13 protein-coding genes are annotated in these 14,090 nt (G+C 50.6%); 9 read left to right on the top strand and 4 right to left on the bottom strand.

The genetic code is table 11. The annotated features are described in order from the left end of the window. Positions 1-16: 16 nt before the first annotated feature. Positions 17-568 (bottom strand): adenine phosphoribosyltransferase, encoded by a 552-nt coding sequence (apt, locus tag JSN25_RS11015; RefSeq protein ID WP_006685676.1) that lies wholly within the window; start codon positions 566-568, stop codon positions 17-19. Between the two features lie 194 nt (positions 569-762). After that, positions 763-1,140 (bottom strand): DUF454 family protein, encoded by a 378-nt coding sequence (locus JSN25_RS11010; RefSeq protein ID WP_038638360.1) that lies wholly within the window; start codon positions 1,138-1,140, stop codon positions 763-765. 69 nt (positions 1,141-1,209) lie between these two features. Between JSN25_RS11010 and priC the strand changes: the two genes are divergently transcribed. From priC to JSN25_RS10995, 3 genes are all read left to right on the top strand, one after another. Then, entirely contained in the window at positions 1,210-1,737 is a 528-nt protein-coding gene (gene priC / locus JSN25_RS11005; protein WP_087857063.1) for a primosomal replication protein N'', read from the top strand. 14 nt (positions 1,738-1,751) lie between these two features. Continuing rightward, entirely contained in the window at positions 1,752-1,919 is a 168-nt protein-coding gene (gene rsmS, locus JSN25_RS11000; protein WP_006685679.1) for a pleiotropic regulatory protein RsmS, read from the top strand. Positions 1,920-1,988: 69 nt separating this feature from the next. After that, positions 1,989-2,912, top strand: coding sequence for an Rpn family recombination-promoting nuclease/putative transposase (locus JSN25_RS10995; RefSeq protein WP_204524933.1), 924 nt, complete (start codon positions 1,989-1,991; stop codon positions 2,910-2,912). 39 nt (positions 2,913-2,951) lie between these two features. Here JSN25_RS10995 and mscK read toward each other — a convergent pair whose 3' ends face one another. Next, positions 2,952-6,317 carry a mechanosensitive channel MscK gene (gene mscK, locus JSN25_RS10990; protein WP_069323970.1) on the bottom strand — a complete coding sequence of 1,122 codons (3,366 nt, stop codon included), beginning with the start codon at positions 6,315-6,317 and terminating at the stop codon, positions 2,952-2,954. Between the two features lie 127 nt (positions 6,318-6,444). Next, positions 6,445-7,095: a multidrug efflux transporter transcriptional repressor AcrR gene (gene acrR / locus JSN25_RS10985; protein ID WP_069323969.1), complete on the bottom strand. Its 651-nt coding sequence runs from the start codon at positions 7,093-7,095 to the stop codon at positions 6,445-6,447. Positions 7,096-7,236: 141 nt separating this feature from the next. On the opposite strand from acrR, the gene acrA reads away from it, so the two are divergent. The 6 genes from acrA to JSN25_RS10955 all read left to right on the top strand — a co-directional run bounded on the left by acrA (position 7,237) and on the right by JSN25_RS10955 (position 14,034). Then, complete coding sequence (acrA, locus tag JSN25_RS10980) at positions 7,237-8,430, top strand: multidrug efflux RND transporter periplasmic adaptor subunit AcrA (RefSeq protein ID WP_038638348.1); 1,194 nt, start codon at positions 7,237-7,239, stop codon at positions 8,428-8,430. A gap of 22 nt (positions 8,431-8,452) precedes the next feature. Further along, positions 8,453-11,602 (top strand): efflux RND transporter permease AcrB, encoded by a 3,150-nt coding sequence (gene acrB / locus JSN25_RS10975; protein ID WP_038638345.1) that lies wholly within the window; start codon positions 8,453-8,455, stop codon positions 11,600-11,602. A 487-nt stretch (positions 11,603-12,089) separates the two neighbouring features. Next, positions 12,090-12,464: an Hha toxicity modulator TomB gene (gene tomB, locus JSN25_RS10970; RefSeq protein ID WP_003021733.1), complete on the top strand. Its 375-nt coding sequence runs from the start codon at positions 12,090-12,092 to the stop codon at positions 12,462-12,464. Between the two features lie 27 nt (positions 12,465-12,491). Further along, positions 12,492-12,710 (top strand): HHA domain-containing protein, encoded by a 219-nt coding sequence (locus JSN25_RS10965; protein WP_002892050.1) that lies wholly within the window; start codon positions 12,492-12,494, stop codon positions 12,708-12,710. Between the two features lie 185 nt (positions 12,711-12,895). Next, positions 12,896-13,447: a maltose O-acetyltransferase gene (maa, locus tag JSN25_RS10960; RefSeq protein WP_085047626.1), complete on the top strand. Its 552-nt coding sequence runs from the start codon at positions 12,896-12,898 to the stop codon at positions 13,445-13,447. Positions 13,448-13,563: 116 nt separating this feature from the next. After that, positions 13,564-14,034 (top strand): YlaC family protein, encoded by a 471-nt coding sequence (locus tag JSN25_RS10955; protein WP_069323967.1) that lies wholly within the window; start codon positions 13,564-13,566, stop codon positions 14,032-14,034. Positions 14,035-14,090: the final 56 nt, after the last annotated feature.

The following is a 14,090-nucleotide window of genomic DNA, read 5'->3' as shown; positions in this document are numbered from 1 at the left end:
AGATGAGATAGCCGACTTAGTGGCCCGGGAACGGAACCAGGCTATAACAGGTCAGCCCCTGTTTTTCCAGGCGTTGTTCGCCGCCCAGGTCAAACAGGTTAATGATAAAAGCAGCATCGGTCACTTCGCCACCCAGACGGCGGATCAGTTTCACGGTGGCTTCAATCGTGCCGCCAGTTGCCAGCAGGTCGTCCACAACCAGTACCTTATCGCCCGGTTTGATGGCATCAACGTGGATTTCCAGCTGATCTGTGCCGTATTCCAGCTCATAGCTCTCGGCAATCACTTCACGCGGAAGCTTGCGGGGTTTACGTACCGGAACAAAGCCGACGCCCAGACCCAATGCTACCGGCGCGCCAAACAGGAAGCCACGCGCTTCGGTGCCAACCACTTTAGTGATACCCGCATTTTTGTAGCGTTCAACCAGCAATTCAATGCTGAGGGCGTAGGCTTTCGGGTCTTCCAGTAAGCTGGTGACATCGCGAAAAAGAATGCCCGGTTTCGGGTAGTCGTGGATGCTTTTGATGCTATTTTTGAGAAACTCAAGCTGCTGTGCAGTCGCGGTCATAAGTTTGTGCCTGATTAATTCGGTATTACTTCACGGCGCACTATACACTTCATCCTCGACGTGTCTTGAATGATTTTGTGTCTATATTAAGGGCCAGGGTTACATTTGCTTAACCTTTGACCACCTGCGCCTGTGCTCGAAAACGGTCGAATTTACTGGCTGTGAGCGACAATTGCAACAGCGATTATTGCGCTTTACTGCTTTTGTTGTTTTTCATCAATCACCGGGATCCGCCACATAAAAATCAGTAAACAGGCGAGAATAACCAGCAGCAGGCCGCGTACCCACATCATATTGACCAGCCACAGTGAAATACCAAACGTAATCAATATCAGCAAAATAGCGCGCGGCTTTGCGCCCGGCGGCATCGCGCGGTGTTTTTGCCAATGGCGCAGATACCCGCCGAACCACGAACGATACAGCAGCCAATCGTGAAAACGCGGCGATGAGCGGGCAAAACACCAGGCAGCCAACAGGATAAATGGCGTCGTGGGCAATAGCGGCAATACCACGCCCAGCGTTCCTAATACTACCGCTAGCCAGCCAATGATGATTAGAATAATGCGTTGCATAATATGAGTACTTAACACAGAGAATCGCTACTTTAGCATAACAGTTCTCATTTTCATCGGAGTGTTGTCGTGAAAACCGTCATGCTGCTACAGACGCTCGAAAACCAGCTTAACCGCCTGCGCCAGCGTTGTGCCCCGTTGGCGCATCATACAACGCTTAGCGCCCGCTTTGACAGGCATCTGTTTCACACTCGCAGCACGTTGCTGCAGGCGTGTCTGGATGAAGCAGAAGATAATCTCACGGCCCTACGCCGCGCGGTGGATCAGCAACAACTCCCCCAAATTAGCTGGCTTGCGGAACACCTTGCTTCACAGTTAGAGGCGATTTCACGCGAAACAGCCAGTTGGTCGCTCAGAGAGTGGGACTGCGCCTCTCCCGGCCTGGCGCGTTGGCAGCGCAAGCGGGTTCAACACCAGGAATTTGAACGCCGGCTGGTTGAAATGACGCGTGAACGCAAGGAGCGCCTGTCCCAGGCTACGGGTTTTGAAGAACAACAGAAATTGCATCGTGAAGTAGAAGCATTCGAAGCGCGACTGACGCGCTGTCGCCATGCGCTGGCAAGAATAGAAGCCGTGCTGGCGCGTTTAACCCGTTAATACCCGGAGAATTTATGTCATTAGAGAACGCCCCGGACGAGGTCAAACTGGCCGTCGATTTGATAGTTTTACTTGAAGAAAATCAGCTTCCAGCACGCACAGTGCTACGCGCGCTGGAGATCGTTATGCGCGATTATGAAAATAAGCTTAAAAGTGCGGAAGGCGCCTCGCAAACTGATTGATTGCCCTCTGGTCTGCCATTGGCTTCGGTGTCAGAGTCGTCGCAACATCACGACGATAACGGACAGATCATGGAACGGCTCCCCACCACGCCGCACGATGCGGTCTTTCGGCAAATGCTGACGCAAAAAGAGGTCGCCCGAGATTTTTTGCAGATCCATCTGCCTCGAGCGTTTCTCAATATATGCGATATGGAAACATTAACGCTGGAATCAGGCAGCTTTATTGAGGACGATTTACGCACCTGCTATTCAGATATCCTCTATTCCCTGCAAACAACACATGGACCCGGCTACGTTTATGCGCTGATTGAGCATCAGAGTAAACCCGAAAAATTAATGGCCTTTCGCCTGATGCGCTACGCTGTTGCTGCTATGCAGCATCACCTTAACGCCGGGCATAAAACCTTACCTCTGGTGGTACCTGTACTGTTTTATCATGGTACAGAAAGCCCGTGGCCCTATACTCTCAACTGGCATCAGTTGTTTAGCGAGCCACAGCTTGCGAAAGCGCTTTATGGCAATGAATTTGCGCTGGTAGACCTGACCATTATGCCAGATAATCAGATCATGCAGCATCAACGGGTAGCGATGCTGGAACTCCTGCAAAAACATATTCGGCAACGCGATCTGAGCGAGTTATTGGATCAACTCATTACGCTCTTAACGCAGGATCGCCTGACAGAATATCAGCTCGACGTTTTGATTAATTACATGCTGAAAGCAGGAAATACCACGGAACCCGGCGTACTTGTCCGCCAACTGGCGCAGAGTGCGCCACAGTACAAGGAACAGCTGATGACAATTGCTGAATGGTTAGAAGAAAAAGGTAGAGCGGAAGGCATGCAGCAAGGGCTGGAAAAAGGGCTGGAAAAAGGTCGGCAGGCAGAAGCCCGTGATATCGCACAAAAAATGCTCGCCCGCGGCCTGGAACCGGATCTGATTACACACCTTACGGGCCTGACGCAGGAAGAACTGACAGCGCTGACTCACTAAATACAATCAGGGCGGCAAACTGGCCACCCTGATTGCAACTTAACCTACCGAAGGCGTCGGATCATCACCTTTGATGATGTCACGCTTAACTTCGGTCACGGTGTCCCCTTTCGCATTATGCAGGTGCACTTCGAGCTGGTTAAAGGCGATATCAATGTCATTTTCACGACACAAACGATCGACCGCACGGTTAAGTTCGTCAACCGTATGGCTACGATCGCGCAGTTCACGCACGTATAAACGCAGCTCATGATCCAAGGTGCTGGCGCCGAAGGCGGTAAAGAACACCGCTGGTTCCGGATCGTGCATCACTTTCGGGTGTTCCATCGCCGCCTGCAACAGCACTTTCTTCACTTTCTCCAGATCCGAACCGTAGGCCACGCCAATGCGGATCACCAGACGCGTAGTGGTATCGGAAAGCGACCAGTTGATCAAACGCTCCGTCACAAAGGCTTTGTTCGGGATGATCACCTCTTTGCGATCAAAGTCGGTAATAGTGGTGGCACGAATACGGATCTTGCTGACCGTTCCCGAGAATGTTCCGATAGTCACGGTATCGCCGATGCGTACCGGGCGCTCAAACAGAATAATCAGACCGGAAACAAAGTTACCGAAAATCTCCTGTAAACCAAAACCAAGACCAACCGACAAGGCTGCGGCCAGCCACTGTAGTTTATCCCACGAGACGCCGAGCGAACCGAAGACCGTCATCGCACCGATGGCGATGATCGCATAGTTAAGAATGGTGGTGATCGCATACGACGCTCCCTGGCGCATCTTCAGTCGCGAGAGCACCAGCACTTCCAATAGTCCGGGTAAGTTGCGGATCAGCGCCCATGCGACCATTGACGCAATAATCGCAAACAGCAGGCTGCCCATGGTGACGCTTTTCACCACTGCGGCCCCCGCTTCTGTAGCGTTATAATGCCAGAGCGTAATGCTGTCGAGGTAACTGAACACGGTGATCAGATCGGACCAAATTGCCCAGAACAGAACACCAAACAAGGCAACCATCACCAGCATGGTGATACGTAAGGTTTGCTGGTTAACCTGCTCCAGCGCAATGGTCGGTTCTTCTTGCGGTTCTGCGCCTTCTGCCCCTTCTTTCACCAGGTTCTGACGACGCGCTAACGCACGACGCCAGGCGATACGCCGCGCCGCCACGCTCAACCCGCGGAGCACCGTCTGATACAACAGGTTCCAGACAATAACCAGATAAACCGTTTCAATCCAGCGGCCCGACAAGCGCAGCGTGGTGTAGAAATACCCTGTCGCCGTCAGCACCATCAATGCAATCGGGATAATAGACAACACGGTAATGGTGACCAGACGCAGACCATGCGACTCTTTGTCACGCCAGCTTTCACGGCACATTGGCCATACCAGGAAGGCGATCAGCAACAGGTTGAGGAAAATAACGGACTGACCAAGCACATCATCCATCAGATTGAGCGGCGACAGTTCAGCAACAACTGACCAGAAGTTAAGCGGTAACAACGCCAGGCTAATACGCACAATCTGGCGACGCCAGTGGCTGGTTTGCTTTGCAGGCATGCCAAAATGGCGTATCGCCACACCATCTTTTTCCAGCACCTTCCAGCACAGACCAAATACCAGCCAGAAGACAGTCATCTTCTTACTGAACGCCCACAGCAGGTCGCTGATATTCAGCTGCATGGTAAGCAGAATCAGCCCCACGGCGAGGATAATCAGACACGCTGGCAGCGCTCTGATGAGATCGATCAGTATCGCTTTTGGCGTATTGAGCTGACTGTCATTACGCAGGTTGCCTACCGCGGCGGCTAATTTCGCCTGATATTCTTTCAGCCATTTCAAACGCCAGCGGATTAACCCGGCAATGAGCAGCAGCGGCAACCCTGCCAGGAAGGCAATAAATACCGCCGGCCAGGCTTTTTCCCAGTTCACGGTGATTTTCATCGACTTAAACTGGTCTTTAAGCGTTTGCGGGAAGGCTTTGATCCAGTCCCAGTCCATTGGACGGTTACTGTTAACCCAAAAAATTTGCTGGGTGAGGATCCCTTTCAGGTTTTTCGACACGCTCATCAACTGCTGCTGGTTGATTTGCAAGTTAATCGCCATCATCAACTGGTTGCCCAGTTGCTTATTCAGCTGATCCAACAGCTCCCGGCGCATATCCACGACCTGCAGCAGGGCATCATGGACTTCACCGTTGACTTCGTTGCTGTGCCCTTCTTCCAGTTTGGCGACAAACGCATCATTCTGGAACAGGGCGTCACGCTGCTGGTTGACCTCAAATTGTTCCAGACGCAAATCGGCAATCCGGTTGGTCATATCAGCAAGCTCATCTGCCGACGGCAGCGTTTGTTGCTGCTGGTACAGAATACGTGACAACAACAGACTGCCTTTCAGGACGGCGATCTGTTCTTTAATATTGCGTTCGGATTGCAGCGCGCGATCGAGCCAGTTTTTAACCTTAATATTTTGCTGCATCAGGTTATTGCCGTTTTCGGTCGCGGCGATCAGACGCTGGCTAAGCTGATGGTTGACGTCCAGTTCCTGCTTCACTAACGGATTAGACTGAATACGTTCAGCTTCGTCAGGCGATACCGCTTCCTGCGCCGTCTTTTCGGTTAACGTCAGCCGTTTGCTGTTTACAGCCTCTTGCAGGAGCTGGAGCTGATGCTCAAGACGATTGCTGTTTGCCGTCACGTAATCGCGTTGTTTTTGCAAGGTGTCCTGCAAAATCGTATTGCCTTCAAGGCTTTTACGCTGTTGGTCGATCTGCGCGTTCAGTAGCGCCTGCTGCGCCTGCAGTAGCACCTGCTGGCTGGGGCGCAACGCCGCCTCCCCCACATTATTACCATCAAGCCGATTGCGGATTTGCTGCATTTGCTGCGACGCGGTGTACATCGCATTTTGCACGCGCTCTGGCTGAGTCTGCAGCGATACCAGTTGGCTGTTATAAGCGGCCAAATCATTTTGCGCGCTTTGCAGGTCATCCAATACCTGCGCCACGCGCGACTCCAGTTGACGTAAGGAGAGCGTACTCAGCGTTTTTCGCGTTTCATCGTCATTATCAACATCACTGAGCGAATTTAGCGCATCTGTCGCCTGACGCATTTTCTCCGGCGCCTCGGCAACTTTCTGCCGAAGCTGTACGGTCTCATCTTTCACGCGATCGATTTTATCCAGCGTGGCGATGGTATCGGTCAGATCCTGCTGAACCAGCTTATCCTGCGCGGAGAGATCTTTTTGTTTATTCAGCGCGTCCAGTTGGCTCTGAATATCCGCTTTCGTCGGCAGATCCCCACTCTGTTGCGCCCGTGCAAATGCTGACGACTGGCAAGAAAGCAATAGAATGAAGAAAAGAAAGGTAATAGCAATAAGATGCTGTGAACGTTTATAGAGCTGCAACATAGTCATGAGAATGAACGTTTCTGAACCGGAAAAGTGACCGGAAATAGTCAAGCGGCAAGAATATCACGGCTGTGAGCAGCAGAATAGCAGCAGGCAAAACGACCAGGATAATTCCTGGTTCAGACCGCAAAAGTTAGCAGGATTTCGCCACGTTAACCCGCAGGCTTGGGCAGAGAAGACACATCTCCAGCAGTACTGCGACGTATTCACGCGCGTCTTTTTTCAGATCAAAAGATTCAGGGGCAAATAACCAGTTCTCTATAATTCCCGTAACATAGCTACGCAACAGCACCGCCACGCGACGCGTGTTCAGATTTTCCGGCAGCATGTTGGCATTCATGCACTGCCGCAATGTTTGTTCGATACGGTCGTAATTCTCAATACACAGACTGCGTTGAGCGAGCTGAACAGAGGCCATTTCCCCGACAAATTCGCATTTGTGGAATATAATTTCCAACAACAAACGTCGGCGTTCTTCTGTCACGGTAGCTTCAAGAACGTAAATTAAAATTTCTCTTAATACTGATAGTGGATCGTCGGGGAATTTTGCTTGATACTCAGTCTCTAACTCATCAATGTTAGGTTTTGCTAGCTCCCAAATTTCACTGAATAAATCCGATTTGTTTTTGAAATGCCAATAGATTGCGCCGCGCGTGACACCAGCGGCTTTTGCGATCTCCGCAAGCGAGGTGGATGATACCCCTTGTTGCGAAAACAAACGCAGAGCAACATCGAGAATGTGCTGTCGTGTTTCCTGTGCTTGTTGTTTGGTTTTTCGTGCCATAGGTCAGTGAATTTACAGGCGTTAGATTTACATACATTTGTGAATGTATGTACCATAGCACGACGATAATATAAACGCAGCAATGGGTTTATGGGCTTTAAGCCATTGATCAATTTGAAATCGGACACTCGAGGTTTACATATGAACAAAAACAGAGGGTTAACGCCTCTGGCAGTCGTTCTGATGCTCTCAGGCAGCTTAGCGCTAACAGGATGTGACGACAAACAGGCCCAACAAGGGGGCCAGCAGATGCCAGAGGTTGGAGTTGTTACGCTCAAAACTGAACCTCTACAGATAACAACCGAACTCCCGGGTCGCACCAGTGCGTATCGCATTGCTGAAGTTCGTCCTCAGGTTAGCGGTATTATCCTGAAGCGTAATTTCACGGAAGGTGGTGACATCGAAGCGGGTGTATCTCTCTATCAGATTGATCCTGCGACTTACCAGGCCGCTTATGAGAGCGCAAAAGGCGATCTGGCCAAAGCACAAGCCGCAGCAAATATCGCTCAACTGACGGTCAAACGTTATCAGAAACTGTTGGGTACTAAGTACATCAGTCAACAGGATTACGATAGCGCGCTGGCAGACGCACAGCAGGCGAACGCCGCCGTTGTCGCCGCGAAAGCCGCAGTAGAAACTGCACGCATCAATCTGGCCTATACCAAAGTGACGTCGCCGATCAGCGGCCGCATTGGTAAGTCATCCGTTACGGAAGGCGCTCTGGTGCAAAACGGTCAGGCGACCGCACTGGCTACCGTTCAGCAATTGGACCCTATCTATGTAGACGTGACGCAGTCAAGTAACGACTTCCTGCGCCTGAAACAAGAGTTGGCCAACGGCACGCTGAAGCAAGAGAACGGTAAAGCGAAAGTCGAGCTGGTGACCAATGACGGCATCAAGTTCCCGCAGGCCGGTACGCTGGAATTTTCCGATGTTACGGTAGATCAAACCACCGGTTCGATTACGTTACGCGCCATCTTCCCTAACCCGGATCACACCTTACTACCGGGAATGTTCGTCCGTGCTCGCCTGGAAGAAGGGACTAACCCAACTGCATTACTGGTTCCGCAGCAAGGCGTTACCCGCACACCGCGTGGCGATGCCAGTGCCTTGGTTATCGGTGCAGATAACAAAGTTGAAATGCGTCAAATTGTCGCCGCACAAGCGATTGGCGATAAATGGTTAGTCACTGATGGACTTAAGCCGGGCGACCGCGTGATTGTCACTGGGTTGCAAAAAGTACGTCCTGGCGCGCAGGTAAAAGCCCAGGAGATTACCGCGGATAACAACCAGCAAGCCGCAAGCGGTAGCCAGCCTGAACAGTCCAAGTCTTAACTTAAACAGGAGCCGTTAAGACATGCCTAATTTCTTTATCGATCGCCCAATATTTGCGTGGGTGATCGCCATTATCATCATGTTGGCAGGGGGGCTCGCGATCCTCAAATTGCCGGTAGCGCAATATCCGACTATTGCACCGCCAGCAGTGACGATCTCCGCGACCTACCCTGGCGCTGATGCCAAAACAGTACAGGATACTGTTACGCAGGTTATCGAACAGAATATGAACGGTATCGATAACCTGATGTACATGTCCTCAAACAGTGACTCCACGGGTACCGTGCAGATCACCCTAACCTTCCAGTCTGGTACTGATGCGGACATCGCGCAGGTACAGGTGCAGAACAAACTGCAGCTGGCTATGCCGTTACTGCCGCAGGAAGTACAGCAGCAAGGGGTTAGCGTTGAGAAGTCATCCAGCAGCTTCCTGATGGTCGTCGGTGTTATCAACACCAATGGCACCATGACGCAGGAGGATATTTCCGACTACGTTGGCGCCAACATGAAGGACGCCATTAGCCGTACTTCAGGCGTGGGCGATGTTCAGCTGTTCGGTTCGCAGTACGCAATGCGTATCTGGATGGATCCGAACAAACTGAACAATTTCCAGCTGACGCCGGTTGATGTCATCAACGCAATCAAAGCGCAAAACGCCCAGGTTGCAGCCGGTCAGTTAGGTGGTACGCCGCCGGTGAAAGGCCAGCAGCTTAACGCGTCGATCATCGCGCAGACCCGTCTGACCTCCGCCGATGAGTTCAGCAAAATTCTGCTGAAAGTGAATCAGGATGGTTCCCAGGTTCGTTTACGTGACGTGGCGAAAGTGGAGCTGGGCGGCGAGAACTACGACATCATTGCGAAGTTCAACGGTAAACCAGCATCCGGTCTGGGTATCAAGCTGGCGACAGGCGCTAACGCCCTGGACACGGCAAACGCTATCCGCGATGAACTGAAGAAGATGGAACCGTTCTTCCCGTCAGGTCTGAAGATCGTTTACCCGTATGACACCACGCCGTTCGTGAAAATCTCTATTCACGAAGTGGTGAAAACGCTGGCGGAAGCAATCATCCTCGTGTTCCTGGTCATGTATCTGTTCCTGCAGAACTTCCGCGCGACGTTGATTCCGACTATCGCTGTGCCGGTGGTGCTGTTGGGTACGTTTGCCGTCCTTGCGATTTTCGGCTTCTCGATAAACACCCTGACGATGTTCGGGATGGTGCTCGCCATCGGCCTGTTGGTGGATGACGCCATCGTGGTGGTCGAGAACGTTGAACGTGTTATGGCGGAAGAAGGACTACCGCCGAAGGAAGCAACACGTAAATCAATGGGCCAGATTCAGGGCGCGCTGGTGGGTATCGCAATGGTGCTGTCAGCGGTATTTATCCCGATGGCATTCTTCGGGGGTTCTACCGGTGCAATTTACCGTCAGTTCTCCATCACCATTGTTTCCGCGATGGCGTTGTCAGTACTGGTGGCATTGATTCTGACCCCTGCCCTGTGTGCGACCATGCTCAAACCGATTGCTAAAGGCGATCACGGAGAAGGTAAAAAAGGCTTCTTCGGCTGGTTTAACCGCATGTTCGATAAGAGCACGCATCATTACACCGACAGCGTGGGCGGTATTCTGCGCAGCACCGGTCGTTATCTGGCGCTGTATCTGATCATCGTCGTGGGCATGGCTTATCTGTTCGTTCGTCTGCCAAGTTCGTTCCTGCCAGATGAAGACCAGGGGGTATTCCTGTCAATGGCTCAGCTGCCAGCGGGTGCAACGCAAGAGCGTACCCAGAAGGTGCTGGATGAAATGACGGATTACTATCTGACGAAAGAAAAAGCGAACGTTGAATCGGTATTTGCCGTTAACGGCTTCGGTTTTGCAGGGCGTGGTCAGAACACCGGTATCGCGTTCGTCTCACTGAAAGACTGGAGCGAACGTCCAGGTAAAGAGAATAAAGTTGAGGCGATTACCGAGCGTGCGATGGGCGCATTCTCGCAGATTAAAGATGCAATGGTCTTTGCCTTCAACCTGCCAGCGATTGTGGAGTTAGGTACCGCTACTGGTTTTGACTTCCAGTTGATTGACCAGGCTGGTTTGGGCCATGAAAAACTGACCCAGGCGCGTAACCAACTGTTTGGTGAAGTTGCGAAACATCCTGATCTGTTAGTCGGCGTACGTCCTAACGGTCTGGAAGATACGCCGCAGTTCAAGATCGATATCGATCAGGAAAAAGCGCAGGCGCTGGGTGTTTCCATTAGTGATATTAATACAACGCTGGGTGCCGCATGGGGCGGAAGCTACGTGAATGACTTCATCGACCGTGGTCGTGTGAAGAAAGTTTACGTCATGTCTGAAGCGAAGTACCGTATGTTGCCGGAAGATATTGGCAACTGGTACGTGCGCGGCAGCGATGGACAGATGGTCCCATTCTCCGCCTTCTCTACCTCACGCTGGGAATACGGTTCACCGCGTCTGGAACGCTATAACGGTCTGCCTTCCATGGAGATCTTAGGCCAGGCCGCACCGGGTAAAAGTACCGGTGAAGCGATGGCGATGATGGAGCAACTGGCCAGCAAACTGCCATCCGGTATCGGTTATGACTGGACGGGTATGTCCTACCAGGAACGACTGTCCGGTAACCAGGCCCCTGCCCTGTATGCCATTTCACTGATCGTCGTCTTCCTGTGTCTGGCGGCATTGTACGAGAGCTGGTCAATTCCATTCTCCGTTATGCTGGTAGTACCGTTGGGGGTTATCGGCGCATTGCTGGCGGCGACATTCCGCGGTCTGACCAACGACGTATACTTCCAGGTAGGCCTGCTCACAACCATTGGGTTGTCGGCGAAGAACGCGATACTTATCGTCGAATTCGCCAAAGATCTGATGGATAAAGAAGGCAAAGGTCTGATAGAGGCGACGCTGGACGCGGTCCGCATGCGTTTACGTCCGATCCTCATGACGTCACTGGCCTTTATTCTGGGCGTAATGCCGCTGGTAATCAGCTCCGGCGCAGGTTCCGGCGCGCAGAACGCCGTTGGTACTGGCGTAATGGGCGGGATGGTGACGGCAACCGTGTTGGCTATCTTCTTTGTTCCGGTGTTCTTTGTGGTGGTACGCCGCCGCTTTAGCCGCAAAAATGAAGATATTGAGCATAGCCACTCAGTCGATCATCATTGATACCTTTCTAAAGATAAGGCCGCGCAAGCGGCCTTTTTTCTGGAAAAATCATAAAATCCACTTATTGAAATTCGGTTTATTTTCTCCGGCTTAAATAAGCGATATAATCCCTGTAGCCTTAAAGGCTATTCTTAAAAAGTGTTGAGAGTTCTTATTTACCTTAATAAATATTAAGATTATTCCTGGTTATCGCGCCGTCCTGGCGGTTGTTGCCTGTCGCTGCGATAGCTAATGAAGATAACCCGATGATTGCCCGAAGAATAAAGAAATTGTCCGATTTCAAATAACTGTACTTATCTGTTAAAATGTAAAAATGACGCCACGTCATAATTTTGCATAATTGTAATTTTTCGTGATATGACGATGAAATCTTTTTTAGACTAGATTATAGTTAAATCATCAGGAGTCGCGGGCAAGTTCCAGGTAGTTTGTTGTATCCATCCCGAAGGTGTTCGGTTAGTTTAAGCCACGAAGAAGGGGATGCGTTATGGATGAATACTCACCCAAAAGACATGATATCGCGCAGCTTAAATTTCTCTGCGAAACTCTGTATCATGACTGTCTTGCAAACCTTGAACAAAGTAACCATGGCTGGGTTAACGACCCTACCTCTGCAACCAGCTTGCAGCTCAATGAACTGATAGAGCATATTGCAACCTTCGCACTTAATTATAAAATTAAGTACAATGAGGACAATAAGCTGATTGCGCAGATAGATGAATACCTGGATGACACTTTTATGTTGTTCAGCAGTTATGGTATTAATACGCAGGATCTGCAGAAATGGCGGAAATCAGGTAATCGACTGTTTCGCTGTTTTGTCAATGCCACCAGGGCTAATCCTGTTAGTTTGTCTTGTTAAAAATTATTACAATCATAGGTAAGAGTTATGTCTGATAAACCATTAACTAAAACAGATTATTTGATGCGCCTGCGACGCTGCCAGACAATTGACACGCTTGAGCGCGTTATTGAAAAAAATAAATATGAATTGTCCGACAACGAACTGGCTGTATTTTACTCAGCAGCGGATCACCGTCTTGCTGAATTGACCATGAATAAGCTCTACGACAAGATTCCAACTTCCGTTTGGAAATTCATTCGCTAATTGCTCTCGAGGTTAAGTCAGGTATAGCGGGACATTTGTTTGTCTGACTGACCATTTTCGTATTTACAATGGTTATTTAATTCAAATCACGTGATTACGATCACAGCGAACCAACGGGAACGTTCCCTTTGCTTGCATTGCGTTTTACTGTGCTGAAATGATCATCAGGACACAGGGAATTCGTAATGAGTAAAGAAAAGCAAAAAATGATCGCCGGCGAACGCTATCGCCCGGCAGATGAAACGTTGCGCAACGACCGACTACGCGCTCGTCAGTTGACTCACCGCTACAATCTCACCTCGCCAGAGGCAAAAAGTGAGCGTCAGGCCATCCTGCATGATCTGCTGGGTCAAAGCGAAGGTGCATATATTGAACCCTCTTTCCGTTGTGATTACGGTTATAACATCTATCTCGGTAAAGAATTTTACGCCAACTTCGACTGCGTCATGCTTGATGTCTGTCCAATCCATATTGGCGACAACTGCATGCTGGCACCCGGCGTCCATATCTATACCGCGACACACCCTCTGGATGCGACCGAACGCAACAGTGGCCTGGAGTTCGGAAAGCCCGTGACTATCGGCAACAATGTCTGGATAGGTGGCCGCGCAGTGATCAATCCCGGCGTCACGCTCGGTGATAATGTCGTTGTAGCCTCTGGCGCGGTGGTGACGAAAAGCGTTCCGGCAAACAGCGTAGTCGGCGGTAATCCCGCGAGGATCATCAAAACGCTGTGATCTAAAATGTAACTGTTATGCTAAATTGCGGTTAATCTGTTACTACCTTCAGCAGGTATCCCCTTTTAAAATAGGGCGATCGCTCCTGAATTTTGCAGATATCACGAAGGCAAGAGATGACAGAAATACAGCGCCTGCTTACCGAAACAATCGATGACTTAAATATTCGCGAGAAGCGCGACAACAAACCGCGCTTTAGCATCAGTTTTATTCGCAAACATCCGGGGCTGTTTATCGGTATGTATGTGGCATGGTTTGCCACGCTGGCGGTAATGCTACAGTCAGAAACGCTGGTCGATTCGGTATGGCTGCTGGTAGTACTGTTTGTCATACTTAACGGCTTTTTCTTTTTCGACGTGGCGCCGCGTTATCGCTATGAAGACATCGACGTCCTGGATTTCAGAGTTTGTTATAACGGTGAATGGTACAACACGCGTTTTGTTCCCTCCTCACTCATCGACTCTATTTTGCACTCCCCTTCCGTTGATAGCGAGCATAAAACACAACTGCAAAAGATGATTTCACGTAAAGGCGAACTCTCGTTCTACGATGTGTTTACGCTCACCCGCCCGCAGGCCAGCCAGTAATTTCGCCTCTGACATAAAAAAGTGCGTCCCTGTAAAGGAAACGCACTTTAGTCCCT

It is taken from the genome of Citrobacter cronae, from assembly GCF_016893685.1.
GTDB classification, from domain to species: domain Bacteria; phylum Pseudomonadota; class Gammaproteobacteria; order Enterobacterales; family Enterobacteriaceae; genus Citrobacter; species Citrobacter werkmanii.
The sequence above is the reverse complement of the archived record's forward strand: the minus strand, read 5'-3'. Positions and strand labels throughout refer to the sequence as shown.